Genomic DNA, 21,911 nt, shown 5'->3' with positions numbered 1-21,911 from the left:
CAATTGAAGAGAGATGTATCCAACAAGAAAATTTAGCGTCTTCATTCCAATACCTCCACCACAGGACTATTCACAAAGGGATCTGGCATGGAAAGCAACAACCGCCCCCCAGTTGCATTGAGCAATTCAATATTCAGCGGTTCACTTTCATCATTTGTCGCCCTAACTCCATATGTCATGGTATGGCTTTGGTCTTTAAAGGAAGTTTGATACGCAAAAAAGCAGGTGGCATTTGACGCCTCAGACTTACAAACTTTTGTTACCAAATTCACTGACTGCACCCCACCATGAGCGACAGCAAAATCAGGCCACTGAATCGCCTTTGAATCTAGTGTTGAGTTGTCCATTGCATACAGGTTTAAAATATACTCGCGTGATGATTTTTCCATCATCGTGTAATCACTGAATCGATTCGCTCTCGTTGTCCACATCATCACGGTAACAATAGTGATTAAGGCCACAAGTCCACACACCAGAAGCCATGTCACCTTCACGTTGTTGCCTGATTTTTCATTACATTGGTTAGTACTCAACATCCATAACCTCACTCATTCTAATTGCTGCTTGAGACATTGGAGCCTTGGAGTCCGTTGTTTGCCTCTAGCACGAACGAGTAGTCTTCGATGGACTTAGACCACTTATGTAAGTCCGAACAATCAAGACTCTTCAAAGCATAATTTTGCAATGAGTGAGCAAGTGGGTGTTGGACTGCAATGGAGATCGCCACAAATTGAAGCCCAGTAAGCTCCACAGACGTTTCTACGACTGAATCATAAGGAATGTTACATTGGGCGGAAGCATAGCGTGACAAATAGGCGATGGTGTCCCCACACTCCGTTCCACACGCTTCTTTGTAACGACTGATTATGTCGTCACTGGTGTTAGCCATAGCTGAACTCATGAAGACCAAAGTGCTTAAAACCATAGTTAGAATTTTCATTGCATAGTGACCATTGTTGGGGTGTGATTTTCATTGTAAGGAGCGGTAGAAATAAGTTTTTCAAACAAGGAAGGTAATTTGGACTTTAAATTGACAAGCAGGTTTTGGAGCCTGCTTGCCTATTTGGGAGATCATTTGCATAACTTATTTTCTTTCAAAGAAAGGACATTGTTATGCGGCGTTTTCGACTTGTTCTTCGTCTTCATTTTCCAAGTCATCCATGTCAGTCGCAAATGACTCGACCCGACGCGTCTCTAAAATTTTATCGATGGCTTGGTCTTGGGTGTACCCCCGCTCCATCAGAGCCGCTAATTCCATTTTGTCTTTCGGGTCCGTGGAGTACATCAGCAGCATTGCAGGAGGCGCGTAAAAACGCACAACCTCTTTGATGTCATCACCAATTTGGAAGAAGATTTCTGAGTACCTATTTTTACGGGTCCTAATCGATTTGAGAATTTCGAATTCTTGGTCTGACAATGCCACCAGCTTGTCATTTTTAACTTGATTAATCGTGTCTGATTTCTGATACAGGAAGCAACGATATACACAGTTGGCGGCTATGGCTTTACCTACAGATGAACCATACAAGTCACTCAACAATTGGGTGATAATCCAAGCACTAGCATCCACCTTCCTAAAACGCCTAAAGGCACTCTCAAGGAACGATGATACTGGGTTAGCACCTGTGGACCCTTGCTTTTCTTGAAGGAACTCCCAACACTCATCCACAATGAAGGCTTTCGAACGACGCTGAGAACCGGCTTGAGCATCACCCAAGAAGAAATGTTGGTAACACAGGTTGATGATCTGCATTAAGGCAATTACCTGCAATTCCGGTTGCGACTTCAGCTCTTCTAATTCACAGACAATGAATGGGTTGTCCAGCGTTGGGGGCGGCTTATTGACCGTAAACATATCGCCAAACATTTCGCCTTCACGGAATGGTTTTAACTGTTCACCAATGTCTTTCAGCTCTTTACGAGAGCTCGCAGAACACATATCAGCGAAGATCGTGACACTTGAGTCGCGACCATGCTTATCCCACATCAATTTCAAAATGGTCGTCATACCACGCTTCTGCAACGTCGTGAGCGTACCATTGGGCTCTGCCATCACCGACAGCATTTCCAAAATCATACCAGCCTGCCCTTCCTTACCACTGAACTCAACAATGGACGGGAAAGGGTTGAGTGAGAACTTCATATCTTGACCGAAACTGATAAATTGACCATTCAACGCTTCACACAAACGGTAGTAGCTTCGACCCACATCGATAATCATTGCCATACCACCATCGCGCTTGGCTTCAGCAATATGTTGAGCGGTCTTCATCAGCTTATCGATTTCTGACTTGGGTAAATTCATCATGTTCCATAGATGCTGGCTTGGCATCTTGCCTGACCCCAATATGCACGTCACAATGTATTGGACGAGAACCGACTTGCCCGAGCCCGACTCCGCGACAACGATACCGTTCATTGAGCCATCGGTTTCAAAAGGATTGAACCCAAACATCGACATGTCTCTGGTTACAAAGGGGATCACAGGTTTACTTGGTGAGTTGCCAGATGAACTGGAAATTATCGGGCTCATGAACGCGCAGACATCAGACGGTACTAAGTTATAGCGGTCTAATCTTTTGCGAGTCACAGGGTCTGGTGCGAAAGGTAATGAATGCAGGAACATAGGTGGAGTCATGTACTTGTCTTCTTCCAATTCGAATCCTGCAGGGGTTGAAGCTACTTTCTTGAAGCGTGCAATCTCCGTCTCTAAATGCTCCTCATCATCACCAAAAATCATAAACTGAAGATACGCATTCACCATCTTCGACTTCTTTTGCTCAATTTTGGTAAAAGCTTCATCAAAGTCAGCTCGCTGCCAACGAACAGTATCATTCCAATTTACTAATTTGTTGTTTGCCTGCATTGTCATGTATTTACGGCGACGCTTAATCTTACCCTCTTCTTTTTTAGAGTTAGGGTAATGGACATTCAATACAATCACGAAGTTCGACCATGCTGTAGAATGCCCATATCGCCAATCACTAAAGACATTCAGCATGTCACCAAAGCCCAGTGTTTTTGGGTATTCTTTGGGAGTAAGCATCGATATAGGCCGCTCATCAATGATGACCTTCGAATCGGTAAACTCGATTTTACCGCCCTGCTCCTGAACTTGATCTCGGGGCATGTAGGCTTCGTTTTTATTAACGTCTCCTTTGCGCCAAGTTGACGAGTCCTTTCTGTTCATGAGCCTTTGCATGAAGTGTAGCCAGCCCCACTGATCCATCGGGGTACAGAACAAGCCGACCTTGTTCAATGACTCTTCTGTATCAGTACGTAGATTATTGAAGTGTTTAAGTTCCTTTTTGGTAGGCACGCCAAAGTTGCCTTTGATTGGAACCTTCACTACGAAGTAACAATCAAACATGCGAGCTCGACAGTCGCTATCACCAAACCCTGATTGTGATGATTGCTGGAAGTGGTTAATCAGCCCCTTTGAAATCGAATTCAGTCTGTCGTTTGCCTCACCTGTTTGTCGACCTCCGTGGTACATAGAAAAGCTATTGGTGAAAGGGCTTAAATTATCATTCGCCCAAAACAAGACCTGAATAAACGTGTCTTCCGGCCAATCGGCCTTATAGATTTGTTCTAATAGCTCCTGTAACTCATCGTTAACGGCTGGCACCGTTTCAATCTTGTACATTAAGCCAATGTAACTGTCTTCGAGCTCGAAATATTTGTGCTTTCGGTTGTAGTCCAAGACAGGGAGAAGATCGCCAAATTTGGAATTTTCGAATTGCTTAAAAAATCGTGAAATCGCACCCATGATATATGCCCCCTTATTGACGCAGTTGATCGATTAGCGAGTTCGCATTACTTCTCGCATTCTCTCTTAACTCAGAGTCGCTGATAGCCGGTCTTGCATTGCGTGACTCGACGCCAATCTGACCATCATCATTCACATCGTAGTTTTGCTCTTGGCTTTCCTTTCTGACATGGAAGTTGACGTATTGAGAATCATTGGTCTTAGCGCTTCTATCGACGACCCAAGTTCGCTGTGTTGCTTCGATGAATCCATAACCAGGGATCTGTAAGGTTTCTTTGTCTGTATATGGACGCACCAATGTACGAACAATATCGGCAGGCTTTCGCATGGCTAGGGGTTCTGGAGCCGGAAGAAGTAAATGCTGATATGCCGCTTCGGGTGAAGCTAACGCTGGAGCTTGAGAAAAGTTTGCGTGTTGTTGGGTTTCATTCACTGATGCTGAGTCAGCCTCAATGTCCGTTCCGTATTTTTCTTTGTATTCTTTCCCTGTGATGGTTTCGCCATCTTCGTCTGTGACCATGACACGTTCGTCACCTGTCGCCTTCGCATAGTCTTCAGCATTGTTATAGACATTGGTTAGCTCATAAACTTCTCGGACGGACGCACACGCTACACCACTTTTCGCGCCTGGACACACGCCCTCTTCTTCGCCTACGACAGAACAACCGGCTAAAGTAAGCAGCGCAAATGAGATAAATATGGATTGTTTAATCATAGGTCGATTCCTTCTACGATAATGGACGTGAGTTGAGCCTTACTCGTTGGCAGCCCGATAATGGAAGATGTTTTGTTGTTGAAAAATGCAGGAAGCCCAACACGGCCCGGACTCATTATCTGTAGAGACGCGTAAGTTGAATTCACTTTGGTAATGGCTTCTTTACACTGGCTATTTGGTGGGCGGGGGTATTTAGCTTCAGACCAAGTGCCTTCATATAAGGCGTGCAGCGCTTTGTCCGGATCATCGGAACATTGGGCTAACAACGTATTTTCATACTCCTTATCATCGAAGACAGGCACGATTGCTATGCGGAATCTTTTATCAGGGTGCTGCTTCTCAAGGATCTCTACGAAGTCACCGCAATGCTTACAACCCGTTGGTGCAATAAAGAGGGTCCCACCAAAAACTTTGGCTAATGGGTTTAAGTTAAACCCCGCAAAATCTTCTTCTGGGTTGATTTTCATTTTCTTCAAGTCGACATGGGATGCCGCGTAAAGCTCTTGTGGGGAGTTTACGAATTTGGTGTGAACGGTTGAGAATAATGAACCGCCCTTGATAAGAAATTTTCCATCACCGGTGGCCAGTAACATTTCACCGGTATCCAGCTCCATCATAATTAGCTTGTCGGTTTCAATTTCATAACTTGAAACCACATTGATGTCGGCATTGAGGAAATCTTGCGTTGGGGGTTCAGCTGCGACTTGAAGGCTGGCAAGCAACCCTAAGCCCAACATACCTTGAATTTTGTTTGACCATTTCATAGCAACACTCCTAGTTAGTACCAAGAGTTTGCCAAACTTAGATCTGCATAATTTAAATTAGTGAGCCTTATTTCACGGCTTAATTGAATTTTATTGGTGACAGAGGTGAAGTGTTACATCAGAAAAGGTATTTAAATTAACGATAATCAGGGGATGAGGTTCACTTTCCCACAACTAACTATCGCAAGGTATAGTGTTGTTTAACTCCGCCTTTAGAGCTTGTATTAAAGCAAGAACAAATCGCTAATATTCATCGCACAAAATAACGTTAGATGGTATTTCAATGTCACAACCATCTTTATCTTCAATACTTATGCCGCCGAGGTGGAAATTGATTCCGAGGTAAAACCGCTCTAAACATGCTCGACCTCCTGCGTTAGTTCCTTGACCAGCAACTTCGACGTCCACATATCGATATTCGTTGTTAAATTCATCAAACACTTTTTGCCTAGATATCAAGCGACCCGTTTCATAGGCCATTATCTGACCTCGAATGCCATTTCTATACTTGGGCTTAACGTAGACCATTTCCAAAACGACTCTAATCGAATAGTACCCATCATCGTTATGTTCAAACTTACTTAAGCTGCAAAACCCGATCAATTCTTTTGGGTTTCTAGGGTCGACAAAGAAAATGAGCTCATAGAGATTCGGGTCAAGAAAACAACGTACATTAATCCCTTTCTCGCTTTCCGGTATCGACTCTCTTACACTATCAAGAGTGAATAGTTGGTTTTGAATTGGTATTGAAACCATCCAGTTATGTTCTACAATCTCAGTTTGATTAATTTGTGTATTGAAAATATCCCCGAAACTGTAAGTAGATCCGCACATTGTTTCAAATTGAATTTTCAATTGATGGAATAAATCAGAGTACTTCAATTTATCCATATGCTCTAAAGTAGAATCATCCAGATCAGAATAATTTTTGTATTTAATTAGCATAATGGTGCTCTCCGTAAATTGCTCATGCCTGACTGTCATTTATTGAGCGTGATGTCAGTTTCAGAAATTAATTCGTTTAGGTTTCTGATCCCTTTCCTGTCAGTCTTTCTAAGGTATCGGTTAGCAGACCAAGCGATAATTGTTGGTCGACCAAAATGCATTTCGACGTTCCTGACTGATTGTTGCCATTCTTTAAGTCCCCCATACCCCGTAATTGCAAGTCAGCCTCTGCCAAACTGAACCCATCAGAGTGATTGACCAACAAATCCAGTCGGTCTATGGATGGCGTTTTGAGTTGGGTAGTAGGCAGTAGGTCACAATGCCCGATACCTCCTTCCCGCGCTACGCGACCTCGGATCTGGTGCAGCGTAACCACACCAAGATTTTCAGGGTTCAGCACAACGACATAGTTCAGTTTTGGTATTGTGATCCCAACCTCAATCAATGTGGTCGCAATCAATATTTTCCCCTCACCCGACTTCATTGCATTTATGGCAGTCTCATTGTCTTGTTTAGACAACCCACCATGGGACAATTTAACGATGTCACCATACATCGCTTTCCAGTCATCAAAGAGTTGTTCAGCACTGGCTCTGTGTGAAACAGCTTGAGCTTTGGATTCACCTTTCATGGTGCTAATGATTAACACCTTGTCACCACGATTGATGCGTTCTTCAACTCGACAGATAACCTCATCGATTTGGGTATGCTCGTAACGGGTAGTGATCACTTCTCTAGGTGTGTGGTACTTGGTTAATTTGAAGTACGGCAGCATGCCAAAACTCATCATCGCTTGCGTTCTAGGAATGCACGTCGCACTCGACAACAACAGATGTGTCCGGCCATGAGTTATTAATGTGGATTCTTTTTGTTCAAGCCCCATTTTTTGCTCTTCGTCGATCCACAGTAGGTCGATAGGCATATTGTTGTGATGATGGAGCAAAGCCGTCGTACCAATCACGACACGGGTGTCTTCTGTCATCTCGTTGATGCATCGATAGCCTTTACCTACGAAGTTGTCATGCTCACTCTCAGACAATAAAAACTCGATGCCAATATCTGGCCAGCAGTTGTCGATCTCTTTATAGATTTGGGCTCCTAATATTAGGTTGGGAACCATAATGACGACACAACCACCAGCATCAACAACATGACGTGTCAGTATCGCGCCAATGACGGTTTTCCCCGTCCCCACATCCCCGAATAAGACACTTCGTGGGGCTCTGTTGTTAATCGCGGCTTTGATACCGCTCACGGCATCCAATTGTTCATCCGTCAGTTGAAACGGGACGACATCATTGAAATAGGTATCGTCTTTGTCGAGCTGAAATGGGTGAGTTAAATTTGGTTCGCCTTCCACTTCTGAGAACAACAAAGTAGCTGCTATTCTTTGTAGTATAGCGTTGCATTGTTCACTTTCTTCCAATGAATTTGGGAAATGCACAAATCTCAAAACCTCTTCTAAACACAGCGAGTGCGCTTCTAACAACCGTCTAATTTTCCCGTTGCTTAGATTTAATTTCGCTAATTCTTCTCGTATCTTTCTTGCCGTCAATGGGATCAGTTCATCAATATGCTGCTCCAAAAACTCAGCATACTTCAACCCTTTGAGTTGCTTACTTTTGACTTTATAGACCGGAGTGATTTTACCAATGAATTTTTCATTCAATGGCTGCGGGTGGTTGATAAACAGCGCGGTTCCGACTTGTTTCACTTTGCACAAGTAATAACCTCGATCATTAAGTCGACTTGCCAATTGTTGGCCGTATTCACTGTCTAATTTGGCAAAATGAGAAAAACGTTGAGCGACGTTTCGGGAGTCAACAATGCTGCCATTAATGACAGTCGTTCGATTGTATGATTCAGAAATAGAAGTCACTGTCCCTTGAATAACCATACAGTCACTGTCCGTAAGATAGGAAAAGTCAGACACCACTTGTCTCGTGTCCACAAACGATTCAGGTAACCGCAACAACACTTGCCAAACAGGAACTTTAAATGTGTCTTTGATGTACTTTATATCCAGCATTCTCGCGTTTCATTCTGATTCAATAATGCAGTAGTTATACACGTCTGAGCACTATCATTTAGTTACGATGGCTCTCAGTAATATGAAGTTGATTTAGAACGTCTTTACGAACGCTTACTGCTTTAGAGTCAGCTCATAAACCTTCTCGACCGGTTCTTCGATGTACCTACGTGTAACAGTTAACTCAACACCGCTGGTGGTTTTGGTTATTCTAAAGTTTTGGTTTGGAGACTGAGCCAAAACAGAGCCGTCATCATTAACAATCACGTCAACGGGTAATCGTTTCCCAAACGCCTCAATGTAGTCAGCTCCGACGTTGAATTCTGCAGCGCCGTCTGACGATACAGAGCTCCACTGGCCAACATAGGCATGAGAATCATCGAAGAAAACAGAAGAGAACTTTAGAACCAGAACACCAGACAGTACGAGTACGCCACATAGGGTCAGTGTCTTTCGATTTATACGTATCGACATAATGAATTCCTATAAACATGAGAACCCCATATTACTTGTGGTAGAAGTCGATTTTGCTAAATAGCGAGGGGAATTTGAGCTGCTATTTGATATTTGGGGAGTCGAAGTTAGCTCTAATCCTGATACCAATACTCCGAGCAGTTCAATGATGGTCGTTTCAGAATGTAATCCCAAGTTTTCATTGTTCTGATTAGATAATTGGTCTTGATGTTGACTGTCTTTGAGTTATAGCAACCGACGGCTTCCCAAACATGACCCTTAGCGTAGGTAAGGCATCCTTTGAATATATCTGCACTGATACGGATATTGAGAACAGGGTCAGTGGCAACATCTACCCAAGACTTATTAGGGTAGTTTCGTAAGATGTATTTGGAATGGATTGTATTCACCTGAGCGGGACCCAAGTCATAGGAATCGTTAGTATTTTTTACTTTACTGCCGATTTTGCCCCCCTCGCCAACCACAAGTAAGTTAAGAAAGTCTCTCGGGACATACTTCTCTCCTGCGACTTCAGCAACAATGCTGCATCTACTCGCGTTTGATAAAGCAACAGTATCTAATTTTGTGTCATGGATATCTGGCAAGAAAAACACGGTGATTCTCCTTTTCGTGGCCAATGATTGAAAGTCAGTATTGACTAAGTATGTTCCTGTGGTGATACACCTTTTCTCTTCATCTTTAATCTTCATTCGTTGAGCGGAAGTTTTTGATGAGGGAAGTACCCGACAACGTTCTGTCCCTCACTAGTCATTTGAAACAACTAGCTTCAAGCTAGGCTTAGTTAAACCAGGTTTTGCTTTAGGAACTACCCCCCCCGATTATGTCTCCGTGACGATTTTTGATTACATGACCAGTGAATGCGAACTGGTCTAAAGCATCTCTCAGTTGAGGATCGTCCGTTCCGATAGTCGCGAGGTACAATTCAGGCTCGTAACCGTTGGCTTTCAATAGCTTTAATGCTTTTTCCTTATTACTTTTTTCCTTAGCGTTTCGCAAATAAGCAATCGTCTTTTGGAGTACCAATGTCGCTATCACAACTGAAATGATTAAAAGAAGGTTTGTCATTATTATCTCCTTGTTACGCTGCTACTGGTTTAAGTTCTACGATTTCGTAGTCAGGAAATCACACCTTCCTGCAACTGTTTCATAGCAAGCGACTGAATTCGCAGGGAGCTTTAGCGTCGTTTCACTGTTTGAATTATCAGCGAGTGCAACCGAAGCGACCGTCATCAAACTCAACAATACAACCATCTTTTTCATTAACTACCCCGGCAACTCTAAGAGGATTTAGACTCTGACTGTCAGTTATACACGTCTAATCACTTGGGTTTACGAATTAGCGAAGCCATTTAAGCTTCTTATTTGACAATGGCACTCGATCCCAATCACATGATGAGGGATCGTCTTCAAATGAGGTAAACAGATAAAATCGTCCCACTAATTACATTTCTACGTCAGTGTCTATGCCATATTTCTCGTACTGGTTGTCTTGATGAATGGAACTGGAAACGTTATGGAAATGAATACAAAGTGTGTCCCTGTCAGAACCACTGCGTGCTTAATTGTCGCCTTCGCGTGTTTGGCCGTGTATATGCTCACACCCAGCCGCACCGATTACTTAGATGCACGAGTAAACTTGTTATTTTCTCAATGCAGCTCAAGTCTTTTGGAAGATGAGTTCAAAATGGAACCATGTGAAGAGCTCTATCGAACCTACGCCAACATCTCGCGCAGTACCGCTTATCACTACATATCGGATAACGTGATGTTTAAACTTCATGGCGAGATTTCGAAGCTGGGCTACTCGTTGGACATCAACCAGGTCACCGATGGATTTATGCAAAAACTTCCGTCAGGCAAATACCACACGACACGACGCAATAACATCATCGACGCATTGATTAGCTCTCCAACAGAGTCCGTCGATTTTGATTATGAGGGAGGCATCGACGCCTCGCTTTAGTAATTTGGGAAACCCAAAAATCCAATCGTTTGATTGTTGCGATTGAACCCACTCCGTTGTTAACTTTTTGGGTTTCCCTACCACCTCCCCCACTCAATTCTCTAAATTCACTCTCAAAAGTTGTATCAACTATGTCCTAGTATCCGATGGGCATTACCATGTTAAAGTTTAATTTATACCACCCAGTGATTAACCTCATCCTCTCCCACGATGGCGTTATTGACGAACTCGACCTAGAAACTAACGTTGTCAGTGATACAGCGACACGGGTTCTCATCGATACCTGCTTCCAATTGCACGAAGATAAACAATCAATCGATTTAAACACGATTAAAGCGCGTGTATACGCTGAGTATGGGCAAGAGGGAGTCGACGCGATTACTACAGTTGCCATGGAGTCACTAGCGCAACCAGCAAACATAAATGCTCTTTCTGACTATGTTTCGCAAATCAACGACACTAACAACAAACGAACACTTCAGGTGGAGCTTCAAAAGCTATTAACACAATGTTCGTCAAACAAGACGACCGATGAAATCATAGGTTCGATGCATTCTGTTGTTGAGTCTTATGACGAAGTGGAAAAGGACAATGAGCAAGGCCCAATTTCATTGAAAGATGCCTTTGCTGCAACGCTGGACAACATGGAGCGCAGAAGCAAAGGGGAATTTAATGCATTTAAGTCGGGCTTTGCATGCTTTGAAGCACTTGGTGGATTCCGACCTGCAGATTTCATCATCCTTGCAGGCCGTCCATCTCATGGCAAAACCACCTTACTCCTGAACGTTATCAAAAACTCAAGTTATCAAAACGATGCACCATTCTTATTTTTCTCCCTTGAAATGAGCTCAGAATCGATTGGAGAGAATTTGCTATCTAACTTGGCAAGCGTACCACTGAGTAATATTCGAAACGCCAGCATGAGTGATACTCAATGGGCTGATTGTTCATCTGCGCTAGGTAGATCCGGTGATTACAATATTGAGATGGATGACGGCTCAATGACCGTCGAGGAGTTGTGTCGTCGCGCACGTCGCTTTTATCGGCAGCATAATGGAAAGATTTCTGGTATTGGTGTGGACTACATTCAGTTACTAACCAGTGAAAAATACAAAACTGATAATAGAAATTTAGAAGTCTCAGAAATATCACGACAGCTCAAAGCGTTGGGGAAAGAGTTACAAGTACCTGTTGTAGCACTATCCCAATTGTCTCGCGATATCGAGAAGCGTGCTGATAAACGCCCAGTGAATTCCGACTTACGAGAGTCAGGTTCGCTAGAGCAAGATGCGGATATCATCTGCTTTATTTATCGACCGGAAATGTATGATCCTCAAAATGAACCTGGTGTCGCTCATTTGATTATTAGCAAAGCTCGTAAATCAGCTATAGGCTCTGCAAAAACAACCTTCATTGGAAAATACGCTCAAATTAAAGATTCCTTCAATTACACGCAAAGCGCACCACCAGCTGCGTCACCTATTGCTGATCAATACCAAAGGACCGACAACAAAAAGCAGAATACCGAAACTAACGATACTCTGCCAAACAACAGTCCCAATGGGAGTGGAATTGAGTTCATCAACTAAGCAAGCGCACGTTCCCATGACTTAGAAAGTGACTTATGTGCGCCTAGCTTTTGTAAGGCGCTTGTCTTAACTTGGGTATATCGAGACGAGGAGAAACCGAGAGATTCAACCAAGTCGTTTCGATTCAATGTACCGGCTACTAATCCCATCTCATTCATGATCACAATTTTCTCGTTCGCATTGAGGGTCTTTAACTGGGCAATCAAGTGCTGTCTCAACTTAAGATGCGTCAAATCCGACACCACATTGTCGCTACATCCACTAGTTACCCCATATCGATTGTCGTTCGAACCTTGCTCAAAGTCATACAATGGTTTGGGTAAGTACGATGATGCACTGGAATCTGGGGTCAGCTTGTTGTTGGTTTTCTCGGAATTAATTTCAATTGCTTTTGAATAAGCGCCTGAAATGTCCCGGTCTGATACTTTCACCATCAGTGTATGGTGGAGCTCTTTTCTTGATACAACGGTCTTAACGCGAGCGCTCGCGTAAGTATCAAAGCTCGCTATACCCGTATGCTTATAGCAGCGTGCAGCACGAATCGTTTCCAAGGCAGCCTCTTGTACACGATCTGAAAGATAGTCGATATCATAGTTATGGCGGCGTAGTAACTTGCGGAAACTGTTTAATGACTTCAGCGTTACGTTCTGGATAGCAGTATTCAGATCTTTGAGCTGAGTCGGCTCAGGGCAACCTCGTTCCACCATTTCGTAAACCACGAACGCTGTCACTTGTAATTCGTTAAGAACAAAGTCGTCAGTTGCCTGTGACTGAAGTAGCTCTGCTGGAGTGTGTCTGTTAGAGACAACGTGGCCAACATAATTGGCGCAAGTTGCATCATTGGCAATTTCTGAAAGCTTCTGCCTCCAATTCGGTGTTGTTTGAGTAATTTCTTTGAACACCTTCCTTGTTGTAGTGGCCAATGTTTCAAGCACTTCTGATTGCGATTCTTTTACAGAATTAAAGCTTTCTGTAATGAGGGAATTCATTCTACTGATCGGGTCCATAGTAACGCTCCATACATTTTTTCATAACTGGGGTGGGTAAACTCATTATGGTTTTCCCCGATCATCGCGTCAATTTTCTCCCCCCGTTTCAATCTATCTCGAAAAAAAGTTCTCTTAATTGAAAACATAACGTTGTTCATCGAGCACTATGTTACGACCACTCAAATCGAGGAATCTAATGATGGCACCTTTGTTCAAGAAGACAGCGACGACTTTATTCACAATTTTGGCAATTGGTTCTGCAGCTACCGCATCAGCTTCTGAAGTTGAAATGTCACAACAACAATTCAACTCGATGCTTATGAAAGCGTTCCAATCAAACCCTGAACTCTTAATCGCAGGAGTGGAATCCGTGAGGACATACCAAACAATGAAGCATAAACAAATGTTTTCAAAATCTTTGTATTATGATGAAGATACGCCGGTTCTTAATGAAGCTGGAGAGATCACTGTGGTGGAGTTTTTTGACTACGCATGTGGAGTATGTAAAAGGGGTGCAACGGAGTTGGCTCCCCTTTTAGGTAAAGACAAACGCATCCGATTCGTGTATAAAGATGTGTCCATTTTAGGTGCTAATTCCACTGAATTAGCAAAGATAGCCATTGCTGTAAATCAGATCTCTCCCAATGCATATCCAGCATTCCACAAAGAGCTTCTTTCAATGCAGCAGTCCGTCCCGCAGAAGGCATATGAGCTTGCTGAACTGATGGGATTAGACAGCTCGATCATCAAAAAGGCAGCGAATTCGTCACAAGTTAGTGCTATTTTAAATAAAAATAATAAACTTTTTAGAGATCTGAAACTTACTGGAACTCCGACTTTTTATATTGGTGAAAAAAAGTTCGGGGGGTTAATCAGTCGTCAACAGATGCTTGAAGAAGTGAACCTTCAATATAGCCAACTAGTAAATCAGACTAATAGGCAGGCAGTTAGTAAGTAGGAAGCATCGTGCATTGGTGTGGAGGTATTTACTCGTATGGCCCTGCAAAGTCACTCCAAGGAGGGAGTGGAGCAGACTAACTATAAGTAGTAAGGCATAACTACGAAATCACCACACATACTCCCCCGTTCTTCGGGGGTTTTTTTTTACTTATAGTGCCACAAGCTAGTCACTATATTGCTATAGCCTGTCGTCATTGTGCCACAAGCCAACCACCAGCGGCTCCACCAAGTTCAAAGTTAAGCCAGCCGGTTTGCATATAAACTATACAAAACCACACACCATTATTATAATTACTTCAGTTCTCAAAATCTTCTAAGTTCTCTGCCACTATCCGGTAGTTCCCTTATTAGTCGGGTGATATGTCCCGTTGATCATACCAGTCCTCGACTGAATTTATTGAAAATGTATTTTTCACTGATCCCTCATCGCGTGTAGCAACCGTCACACAGCACACCTAAGCAGATTGCCTCAGTCTTCTTTGGCGTGCTGTGTGGTGACAGTTACGTGTGGTGAAAAGTCGGATAACCTGGGGATAGGCTTCGACTTAACAATAATAAAAGTTGCCCTGCATTGGAGCGGGGCCTTTTTTTTTTCTAAAAAGACACTTTACCCTTGGCATTTTCAGTTTCCTAACTTGAACAACTCTTTTATTTTCATTTTCCTTCATTGAAATGGTCGTTGATGTATACATAAGAAATCACCACGAGATCAAAACAAAGGTTATCTACCATGAGAAAAGTCACGTTGTACTTACTTCCGCGAGGGACACCGGCCCCGACTTCTATAAGTTCATCGATTCAACGTACAAAAAGGAATTGGAACTCCCTTCTGAACTGATTCAAAAAGGGGTGATTCTAGCGTTCGGTGATGGCGAAGATTCGTACCATGTGTATATCCAAGAAATTCACTATCAAGTGAATGAAGCAATAACTAAGGTGCTGTGTAGCTACTGCAACAATGATTTTCATGAAATGGGTATACTTCGGTAAAAAAGAATTCTTCGATGCCTTTCTAACGCGGCTGGTGGCTGATAAATGGGTGATTTCAGCTGACGAACCAGAGTAGTGCAGATGGCTTCTCTTGAACGAAAAAAAGAACCCGATCAATAAGGGTTCTTTTTTAATGCCAATAGATGTCAATTTGGAACTGCGTTTGGATTCAAGAGAAAAGCAATACATGAAGATCTGTGGCCATGTGTTCTAACTTCTAATATTATCTACACTCTATATTAATAACTATTAATATCTATTATTAGTATTGGAACTATGGGATCTATAATAACTATGGAGTATCTTAAGTAATTGTTTATAAAGAACTTTTATCGGTTTCAGTTACACATTACCCGTATGTTTGATCTCATTTTCCGAACATATGATCATCTTACCCGAACTTATGATCTTTCTATCCGATTCTTTGATCTGTATATCCTTGTTTATTGATCATTTAGCTCTCTTCAAACACACACTTTATCCGTGTTTTCACCATGTTGACACTGAATAGATTTTTAGCACAGTTTTGAGCTGTGCATAAGTTAATTAAGCCTCTGTTTTTATTAGTAATTATCATCAACAGATAGGCTGTTAATTTCGTTAAGGAAGCTTTCAATTGATTGAGCCATTTCCACACGTTGTTCTTCTTCTTTTTCACGACGCTTGATAGCTACGTTTATCTTGCTTGCTCTGTCTTGTTCGCCTATTGACGTATAACAGTGTGAAAGGTTCTTTAGCTCATCAGTAGTGAGCTCACTTCCCCCGACACGCTTCATTTCTAATGAAGAGATTATCCGCTTTATATCTTCAATGTTGAGCTTTTGAACTGGGCCTTTCTTCTCAACCCAACGGTACAAGAATTTGATCTTTGATATCTTACGACCTTCACGGTAGACCTCATAGCCATGGGTTCTGCCATCTTCAGAGTCGTAGAACATGATCTCTTGATTTGTTTCTGAGTCTTCTTCTATACCTTTAATGCTGGCTTTGATGCAACGATCAATAAATACGCTGTTATTGGAAAAAGAACGTTTTCCTGATTTGATCTTCCCTGCAGGGTCATGGAGTCCAAATAAGCCCTTTAAGTCTTCAATATCAAAGGTTTGTAGGTAAGTCCCACCGCCTTTGAAACGACTAAGTATTTCATAGAGACGTTTGGCATACTCTTTTTTAAGGCTAAGAAAGCTCTGTGTAGTAATAAGAGCGTAGCTATTATTATACTCGATGTAGGCATCTTTGAGCTCTTCATTCGGCTTCATTGTCAGGCGTCTATCTTTGTATGTCACTCGTTTGAAAATTGAGATGAAGTCGAACTCTTGGATATCCTTGGTATCATCTTCAACTAACACACCAATATTTTTCTTAGTCAGTCTATCTGCAACAGGTCGGAGTGTCTTTGCTAGTTCCTTTGGATCAATGTTTAGCCATCGCGAAAGCTGAGTTGATGTGAATTGATAGGTTGGCGTGTTATTATTCTCCCAATCTTCAGGCTTCATGTGCGCTATCATTAAGGCAAACAGGTCTGCCTCACGCTGTGTGAGGTCTTGCTGGGAGAATACAAGCTTATGCGCTTTTTTAAACTGTTTTGGAAGTGTATGCTTCTTCGAGGTATTGACCATATCCATGCCTAATCTCAACTGTATTTTCTACTATCTGGAAGTATAACACTTTATCCGTGTTAGCATCACAGCTTTTCCGTTATTAACTCTAGAAATCCGTGTATTTCTACAAAAACTCTCCGCATGCATTGAAAGTTCGCTGGTGGCATCTTCGTCATCGGTTATAACGCTTTCAACTTCTTGATTATTAATCGCACATTCATACCTTTAAACACGTCCAATAACGATAGTATCAATGTCTAAACCAAACTATTTATCTCGTATGTGATCAGTTTATCCGTGTAACACTACAGATATTCCGTGTACGTTTACACTGTAAGATATCACTTCATTGAATTCGCTATGATATTGTTTTATATAGTTTTATATGTAGGGTAGTTGCGATAACTATAGGTTTTATACTCACGCTCATATATTCTATTTGGTTGAAATGCATCCAATCATAGTGAATTCTTGATCTATTTATCCGTGTTTTGTGCCAAGACACACCTAAGCCCTGTTCATTTAGATCAGTTTGTCCGTGTCACATGACAGGCGTGGGGGCAAATACCGGTCTTTAATGATCAGTTTATCCGTGTAGTATTACTCTCAATCCGTGTTTATACAGCTGACATGACAATTCTACTGCTTTCAATGATCAGTTTATCCGCGTATTAATACATTTAATCCGTGTTTTTTAACGACGAACCTAACCAAGAGGTTTGATGATCAGTTTATCCGTGTAAATGTACATATTATCCGTGTTTCGCTCACTTGGTGAGTGTCTAGTTTGTGGTAAAACCGTTCTTCTCCCAGTTCTCCGTAACAGTCATCAATACATTACATATTTTCCGTTTAAGCTAACAAACAGGAAGTACTGTTGTTTTGATGGTTTTGTGCTCGGTAAATGTACACTCTTCACGCTATTTGGTCTTATCCTGCTTATGTTTCCTATTCATAACCCCCTTGTTGATCATTTTATCCGTGTATACACATGCTTTTTCGATTAATCACACAATATATCCGTGTTTTTAGTGGTTATTAGATATGGTCACACATATTTTCCGTGCTTCCATCACATATAACCCGTAACTTATTACAGGTTTTCCGTGTTGTTTTGTTTTTCACACACAAAATCCGCGTTTCACACGGGTTTTATGTGATATTGATCCTATCCAATGTACTTTCTTAACCAGTATCCATAGCTGAACCACAGGTTGGACTTATCTCAATGCAACCCAACTCGCCAATGCGACACATCCAAGTGTTGTGACAGCCTCAAAGAAGCCGTTACTGGCTGGCGTCAGTGGCACTCGATATCGAGTGCTTATCGGCCAAAAGAAATTGACTCCCGATTTCGTACAGGCATCTCCTACCAGGTGAGCTATATAGCCAAAAGTCAGCGAGTATGCCCAAGGAAACTCATACGTCGCACACAAGAACCACAGCCCAAACGCAGCAAGTAAACTGTGTAACGCTCCTCGATGCCCAAGAATGCCTTCAATCGGTATACTCAAGAACGGTACAATGCGCCCTACCCTGCTATGTCTCGTGTCAATGTCAGGCAGTAATGCTCCTAACATTGCGAAACCCATACCTGCAAATGACATCCAATAGAATGTGTCTTGCATGGTATTCATGCAGATGTAATAGGCGCTTGCTGTTGTGATTTGATGATTGATTGCCTTCACGCAGCACCACCCTACTCACCCGTGTTGCCGTTCGTTGCTTTATCCACGCGACGCTCTAAGTCTTTAAAGGCAATGTCGCTTGAGGCTCGCACATCACGGAATAAATCATCACTACCGTCGTTGTTCGAATCGTATGGCATGAATGACAGCAAATAGACGCGGTACTGAGTACCTTCTCGAATAACTTCAGTATCCGATACGTCGTAATCAGACAGTTGTGCATTGGCCACCAGCTTATCGATCGTTTTTTCAGTCAACGATACGACTTTGCTTTCCGTTGTTGCTGAATTGGTTGTTTCTGATGTGTACGCACGTTCACTGCCCGATACGATTTGGCGATATTTCTTGGCCAATTCGAACTCAGCGTTAATCTTCGCTTTGGTTACCGCCATGTCTAAGTCAGAACTCATTCCTGTTCCGGCTGCAAAAAAGCCTTCACCGTTAGACTTCGGTGGTTTCATGTACCAAGATGGAATGTTACTCAGTGTCTCATCCACACGGTCAACCGTTGCGTCATGCTTCGCCTTTTCTACTTCCAATTTGGTCATGTCGTTAGATGCACAACCGACTGCCATGATTGAAATCATGAACGCAGCTAATGTTTTCTTTTGAGTCATTTTCATTGGTCTAGTCTCTTTTTAATGAATTAACGCTTTTGTTATACATACGCGAACTCATAGTTGAGAAAATAAATTGAAGTAGCGTTATAGCGACTGGGACCGTTGCGATGATTGCCCCAACACTCATCAAACCTGCCATTTCTTCCAGATAGATATTGACGCTGCTTAGAACGGTTGTGGTGTGTGAAGCTGCGTAGATTAAGCCGACATAAGTAAACACCCCAATCCACAGTGAGCCAGCCATTGCGATTTTGATGTCAGTGAGAGATGGAAGCATGTGCAGTGTTACTGAAGATAAAACCCAGATGAGAAACCACTGTTGCCACCCTGCTTTATTCATGAACAACGTTAGGTCAATTGTGTTGTTATTAAAAAGATACGGTGTCACTTGTGGTGAGAGGAAATACAGTGCGACGATGCCTGTGAAAATTGGGCCAATACTGACTATTACTTTTCGAATTGAACCGGAGATGGTCATTGGGTATTCGTAATTTACGTAGCCGAGCACGGGATTATCTTGAGTCGGCATTTGAAACAGTTTCACTTCGGTTACCTTAAACCCAACCAATTTGCACATCAGGTAATGTCCGAGTTCATGTAAAGGTACACCAACTATTCCCGTGATAAACACGAGTACTCTGCTCTTTTGGAAGCGCTCCATCAGATACTTAAGTACCCAAATGGCGGCAGCAATAGTTAGGAAGTGGATCATAGAGTTACCAATAAACGTAAAGACGGTAATAAGGTAACGTTTCCCTCAAACGATGTTTTCAATTAAAGAGCCAATTTTCGGGCGTTAATTGGCAATATTTATTGTTGACCGTGCCGTGCGTCTATCTTTCGGACCTTTATTTGATACAACTCACACCAATGGAGAACTTGTTGAAGTCTTTCTGGTTTCGTAGATTCATCGATCAAAAGCGCAGCCGCATTAGAAAGCTGTAGCTGTTCAAAATTCAATAGCCGCCCAGCTACACGGCCATCATTGTCATAATCCGCGTTCAGCATCTTGGCTTGATATTGGCACTTTGGAAAGGTCGTATAAGGGGAGTCTGACAGTATCGCGACTTCTCCGGATACATTGCCCAGCAGCAGGCTGACTTTTTCCGTCACGGATAATTCACACTTCTGGCCACGCAGGTCGATAACAGAAAGTACAAACGGCGACTCGGGGATAAGCGTTCTTGCCCAAACACCATTGAGCTTCACATTTGAGGGCAGAGGATGTCTCGCAAAGATATTGAGAAACAACTCATCAGGAACAGCCTTTGGTCCTAAGTTCAACCGGGTGATTATAAATTTCTTCGGTATCTTACCGAGCTCCACCAGCGTGCTCGTGAGCATTGATTCCATTTCGGCTTCTTTCAACCACACCCCGCCTTGCTTTATCGGCAAGTTAAAGCAATCACCATAAAGTCCTTCACCATTTGCGAGCCCTTTCGATTTCAATATCAACGGCACACCTGCGCCACTGCCAGTATTTGTTCTGTGTTTGGCGTATGGAATTACATAGTTCATACCTAGCATATTCGATGTCCATTTTTGATTCTGTCATCATTGGTTATACACCGATTTTGGACTGGTTTAGACAGTTAGGATTTCTTTCAAAGACATTGATATATAAGGGCTCAAGGAGAATTCGCTAATTTTCAAAGTGGGGGGAGATTACTACTAAAAAATGGATTTCGTGATGTATATTCATAACATCACAAACAAGTTTAAGAAGGCATATTATGATTACTGAAATGATTAGCTCGCTAAGAGATTCGGTTACTCCATTCAAATTTGATGGTAGTACTTGTGATGTGCTTAAGGCATACAACAAAGATGGGTCCCCGAGCTGGCTCGATGAAAAAGGTGAGCTCATCGAGGGGATTTACATTGGTATGGAGAACGAGGTTTACCATGCCCTACCCGCGTATTCATCATCTCAGTTGAAACTGCTTGTAAAGAAATCCCCTGCCCACTTTTACAGAAAATACATAAGCGATATTGACCGTGGTAGAACCGTGTCGAAGTCGCTGCAACGCACCTTTGATGCAGGCACTTATGGTCATGAGTTGGTCCTAGAGCCTCATGGGTTCTATGACCGCTATTACCGCGATATTGTGCCAGCTGATTACCCAAATGCCCTTAGAACGGTCGCAGAAATGCAAGCGCTTGTTGAGAAGCTTAACATCCCTAATGTGCCAAAAAGCGCCAATAAAGAGCGTTTGATGAAAGAGTTATTGGCAGTAGAACCGACCCTGCAATTTTGGGATACGGTTTTAGAAGAGCACAACAATAAGGCTATCCATAAAGGTAAAAAAGCGATTGATGCCATTGTCTGGGACGATGCACACCGCGTACACGAAACATGTCGAGATAATGTTGATGCAGATGCATTGATTCAAGATGGGTTACCAGAGATCTCCTTTATCGCTCGCTGCCCAGAAACTGGCTTGTGGCTCAAGTGTCGCTTTGACTGGCTACGCTTCGACTGTATTGCCGTTGATGTAAAAACAACTGCGAGTACGGACCCTGATGCGTTTGCCAAGCAAGCGGGTAACTTGGGATATCACATTCAAGAAGCGTTCTATACCTACGTAGCAAGCTTGCTTGAGGTGAACTTGGGTGCCTTCTTGTTTGCATGCATTGAGTATGTCGATGCTGATTTATGTGAAGTCTATGACTTACAAAGAAAGGAAGAATCGATGATTAAGTTCAAAGATGGGCTACATACATTGGCGACTTGCCTTTCTACAGGCGTATGGACAAAACGCGTGAATCTATCAGGAATCACTTCTATCACTATTCCGAAGTACTGCCGTTAATT

The 21,911-nt window shown here is 42.6% G+C and carries 20 protein-coding genes; 4 read left to right on the top strand and 16 right to left on the bottom strand.

From position 1 onward, the window contains the following. Positions 1-41: 41 nt before the first annotated feature. From AB6E78_RS03860 to AB6E78_RS03815, 10 genes are all read right to left on the bottom strand, one after another. Positions 42-536 carry a hypothetical protein gene (locus tag AB6E78_RS03860; RefSeq protein WP_081230274.1) on the bottom strand — a complete coding sequence of 165 codons (495 nt, stop codon included), beginning with the start codon at positions 534-536 and terminating at the stop codon, positions 42-44. Between the two features lie 575 nt (positions 537-1,111). Next, positions 1,112-3,769 carry a TraC family protein gene (locus AB6E78_RS03855; RefSeq protein ID WP_372129061.1) on the bottom strand — a complete coding sequence of 886 codons (2,658 nt, stop codon included), beginning with the start codon at positions 3,767-3,769 and terminating at the stop codon, positions 1,112-1,114. A 13-nt stretch (positions 3,770-3,782) separates the two neighbouring features. Further along, a complete protein-coding gene (locus AB6E78_RS03850; protein ID WP_086714968.1) occupies positions 3,783-4,484 on the bottom strand; it encodes a TraV family lipoprotein in 702 nt (233 codons plus the stop codon). Beyond that, positions 4,481-5,248: a hypothetical protein gene (locus AB6E78_RS03845; protein ID WP_081230270.1), complete on the bottom strand. Its 768-nt coding sequence runs from the start codon at positions 5,246-5,248 to the stop codon at positions 4,481-4,483. The genes AB6E78_RS03850 and AB6E78_RS03845 overlap by 4 nt, the downstream gene beginning before the upstream one ends. A 243-nt stretch (positions 5,249-5,491) precedes the next feature. Beyond that, positions 5,492-6,193: a hypothetical protein gene (locus AB6E78_RS03840; protein ID WP_102305741.1), complete on the bottom strand. Its 702-nt coding sequence runs from the start codon at positions 6,191-6,193 to the stop codon at positions 5,492-5,494. 76 nt (positions 6,194-6,269) lie between these two features. Then, positions 6,270-8,222: a helicase-related protein gene (locus AB6E78_RS03835; protein ID WP_372133826.1), complete on the bottom strand. Its 1,953-nt coding sequence runs from the start codon at positions 8,220-8,222 to the stop codon at positions 6,270-6,272. A 114-nt stretch (positions 8,223-8,336) separates the two neighbouring features. Further along, positions 8,337-8,696: a hypothetical protein gene (locus AB6E78_RS03830; protein WP_102305739.1), complete on the bottom strand. Its 360-nt coding sequence runs from the start codon at positions 8,694-8,696 to the stop codon at positions 8,337-8,339. Positions 8,697-8,809: 113 nt separating this feature from the next. Next, positions 8,810-9,289 carry a lytic transglycosylase domain-containing protein gene (locus tag AB6E78_RS03825; RefSeq protein WP_146493234.1) on the bottom strand — a complete coding sequence of 160 codons (480 nt, stop codon included), beginning with the start codon at positions 9,287-9,289 and terminating at the stop codon, positions 8,810-8,812. 205 nt (positions 9,290-9,494) lie between these two features. Then, entirely contained in the window at positions 9,495-9,761 is a 267-nt protein-coding gene (locus AB6E78_RS03820; protein ID WP_372128880.1) for a hypothetical protein, read from the bottom strand. 36 nt (positions 9,762-9,797) lie between these two features. Then, positions 9,798-9,956 carry a hypothetical protein gene (locus AB6E78_RS03815; RefSeq protein WP_372133825.1) on the bottom strand — a complete coding sequence of 53 codons (159 nt, stop codon included), beginning with the start codon at positions 9,954-9,956 and terminating at the stop codon, positions 9,798-9,800. A 253-nt stretch (positions 9,957-10,209) separates the two neighbouring features. Between AB6E78_RS03815 and AB6E78_RS03810 the strand changes: the two genes are divergently transcribed. Next, entirely contained in the window at positions 10,210-10,659 is a 450-nt protein-coding gene (locus AB6E78_RS03810; RefSeq protein ID WP_372128879.1) for a hypothetical protein, read from the top strand. A gap of 158 nt (positions 10,660-10,817) precedes the next feature. Beyond that, entirely contained in the window at positions 10,818-12,248 is a 1,431-nt protein-coding gene (locus AB6E78_RS03805) for a DnaB-like helicase C-terminal domain-containing protein (RefSeq protein ID WP_157939158.1), read from the top strand. On the opposite strand, the gene AB6E78_RS03800 is transcribed toward AB6E78_RS03805, so the two are convergent. Continuing rightward, positions 12,245-13,255 carry a hypothetical protein gene (locus AB6E78_RS03800; RefSeq protein ID WP_372128019.1) on the bottom strand — a complete coding sequence of 337 codons (1,011 nt, stop codon included), beginning with the start codon at positions 13,253-13,255 and terminating at the stop codon, positions 12,245-12,247. The genes AB6E78_RS03805 and AB6E78_RS03800 overlap by 4 nt on opposite strands. 181 nt (positions 13,256-13,436) lie before the next feature. Between AB6E78_RS03800 and AB6E78_RS03795 the strand changes: the two genes are divergently transcribed. Continuing rightward, the gene (locus AB6E78_RS03795; RefSeq protein ID WP_372153731.1) at positions 13,437-14,195 is read left to right on the top strand and encodes a DsbA family protein; all 759 of its coding nucleotides are present in this window, start codon (positions 13,437-13,439) and stop codon (positions 14,193-14,195) included. Between the two features lie 1,555 nt (positions 14,196-15,750). On the opposite strand, the gene AB6E78_RS03790 is transcribed toward AB6E78_RS03795, so the two are convergent. The 5 genes from AB6E78_RS03790 to AB6E78_RS03770 all read right to left on the bottom strand — a co-directional run bounded on the left by AB6E78_RS03790 (position 15,751) and on the right by AB6E78_RS03770 (position 20,623). After that, the gene (locus AB6E78_RS03790) at positions 15,751-16,806 is read right to left on the bottom strand and encodes a replication initiation protein (protein WP_170964545.1); all 1,056 of its coding nucleotides are present in this window, start codon (positions 16,804-16,806) and stop codon (positions 15,751-15,753) included. A gap of 1,202 nt (positions 16,807-18,008) precedes the next feature. Continuing rightward, entirely contained in the window at positions 18,009-18,476 is a 468-nt protein-coding gene (locus AB6E78_RS03785) for a metal-dependent hydrolase (RefSeq protein ID WP_102305722.1), read from the bottom strand. 11 nt (positions 18,477-18,487) lie between these two features. Beyond that, positions 18,488-19,099 (bottom strand): LPP20 family lipoprotein, encoded by a 612-nt coding sequence (locus AB6E78_RS03780; RefSeq protein ID WP_136987030.1) that lies wholly within the window; start codon positions 19,097-19,099, stop codon positions 18,488-18,490. Between the two features lie 4 nt (positions 19,100-19,103). After that, positions 19,104-19,808, bottom strand: a complete 705-nt coding sequence (locus AB6E78_RS03775; RefSeq protein WP_102423357.1) for a hypothetical protein — start codon at positions 19,806-19,808, stop codon at positions 19,104-19,106. 98 nt (positions 19,809-19,906) lie between these two features. Continuing rightward, positions 19,907-20,623: a hypothetical protein gene (locus tag AB6E78_RS03770; protein WP_136987029.1), complete on the bottom strand. Its 717-nt coding sequence runs from the start codon at positions 20,621-20,623 to the stop codon at positions 19,907-19,909. Positions 20,624-20,829: 206 nt separating this feature from the next. On the opposite strand from AB6E78_RS03770, the gene AB6E78_RS03765 reads away from it, so the two are divergent. Beyond that, a complete protein-coding gene (locus tag AB6E78_RS03765) occupies positions 20,830-21,909 on the top strand; it encodes a PD-(D/E)XK nuclease-like domain-containing protein (RefSeq protein ID WP_136987028.1) in 1,080 nt (359 codons plus the stop codon). The last annotated feature ends 2 nt before the right edge of the window (positions 21,910-21,911 follow it).

The sequence above is a fragment of the Vibrio sp. 10N.247.310.98 genome (genome assembly GCF_041467395.1).
In the GTDB taxonomy this organism is placed as follows: domain Bacteria; phylum Pseudomonadota; class Gammaproteobacteria; order Enterobacterales; family Vibrionaceae; genus Vibrio; species Vibrio crassostreae_C.
This window is presented reverse-complemented; position numbering and strand designations above follow the sequence as displayed.

Excerpts from the sequence above, each read along its gene's own strand:
- AB6E78_RS03835 (WP_372133826.1), bottom strand. The coding sequence starts at position 8,222 with ATGCTGGATATAAAGTACATCAAAGACACATTTAAAGTTCCTGTTTGG.
- AB6E78_RS03850 (WP_086714968.1), bottom strand. The coding sequence starts at position 4,484 with ATGATTAAACAATCCATATTTATCTCATTTGCGCTGCTTACTTTAGCC.
- AB6E78_RS03805 (WP_157939158.1), top strand. The coding sequence starts at position 10,818 with ATGTTAAAGTTTAATTTATACCACCCAGTGATTAACCTCATCCTCTCC.
- AB6E78_RS03775 (WP_102423357.1), bottom strand. The coding sequence starts at position 19,808 with ATGATCCACTTCCTAACTATTGCTGCCGCCATTTGGGTACTTAAGTAT.
- AB6E78_RS03810 (WP_372128879.1), top strand. The coding sequence starts at position 10,210 with ATGGAAATGAATACAAAGTGTGTCCCTGTCAGAACCACTGCGTGCTTA.
- AB6E78_RS03795 (WP_372153731.1), top strand. The coding sequence starts at position 13,437 with ATGGCACCTTTGTTCAAGAAGACAGCGACGACTTTATTCACAATTTTG.
- AB6E78_RS03800 (WP_372128019.1), bottom strand. The coding sequence starts at position 13,255 with ATGGACCCGATCAGTAGAATGAATTCCCTCATTACAGAAAGCTTTAAT.
- AB6E78_RS03780 (WP_136987030.1), bottom strand. The coding sequence starts at position 19,099 with ATGAAAATGACTCAAAAGAAAACATTAGCTGCGTTCATGATTTCAATC.
- AB6E78_RS03765 (WP_136987028.1), top strand. The coding sequence starts at position 20,830 with ATGATTACTGAAATGATTAGCTCGCTAAGAGATTCGGTTACTCCATTC.
- AB6E78_RS03820 (WP_372128880.1), bottom strand. The coding sequence starts at position 9,761 with ATGACAAACCTTCTTTTAATCATTTCAGTTGTGATAGCGACATTGGTA.
- AB6E78_RS03830 (WP_102305739.1), bottom strand. The coding sequence starts at position 8,696 with ATGTCGATACGTATAAATCGAAAGACACTGACCCTATGTGGCGTACTC.
- AB6E78_RS03840 (WP_102305741.1), bottom strand. The coding sequence starts at position 6,193 with ATGCTAATTAAATACAAAAATTATTCTGATCTGGATGATTCTACTTTA.
- AB6E78_RS03770 (WP_136987029.1), bottom strand. The coding sequence starts at position 20,623 with ATGCTAGGTATGAACTATGTAATTCCATACGCCAAACACAGAACAAAT.
- AB6E78_RS03860 (WP_081230274.1), bottom strand. The coding sequence starts at position 536 with ATGTTGAGTACTAACCAATGTAATGAAAAATCAGGCAACAACGTGAAG.
- AB6E78_RS03790 (WP_170964545.1), bottom strand. The coding sequence starts at position 16,806 with ATGGTCAATACCTCGAAGAAGCATACACTTCCAAAACAGTTTAAAAAA.
- AB6E78_RS03815 (WP_372133825.1), bottom strand. The coding sequence starts at position 9,956 with ATGAAAAAGATGGTTGTATTGTTGAGTTTGATGACGGTCGCTTCGGTT.
- AB6E78_RS03855 (WP_372129061.1), bottom strand. The coding sequence starts at position 3,769 with ATGGGTGCGATTTCACGATTTTTTAAGCAATTCGAAAATTCCAAATTT.
- AB6E78_RS03845 (WP_081230270.1), bottom strand. The coding sequence starts at position 5,248 with ATGAAATGGTCAAACAAAATTCAAGGTATGTTGGGCTTAGGGTTGCTT.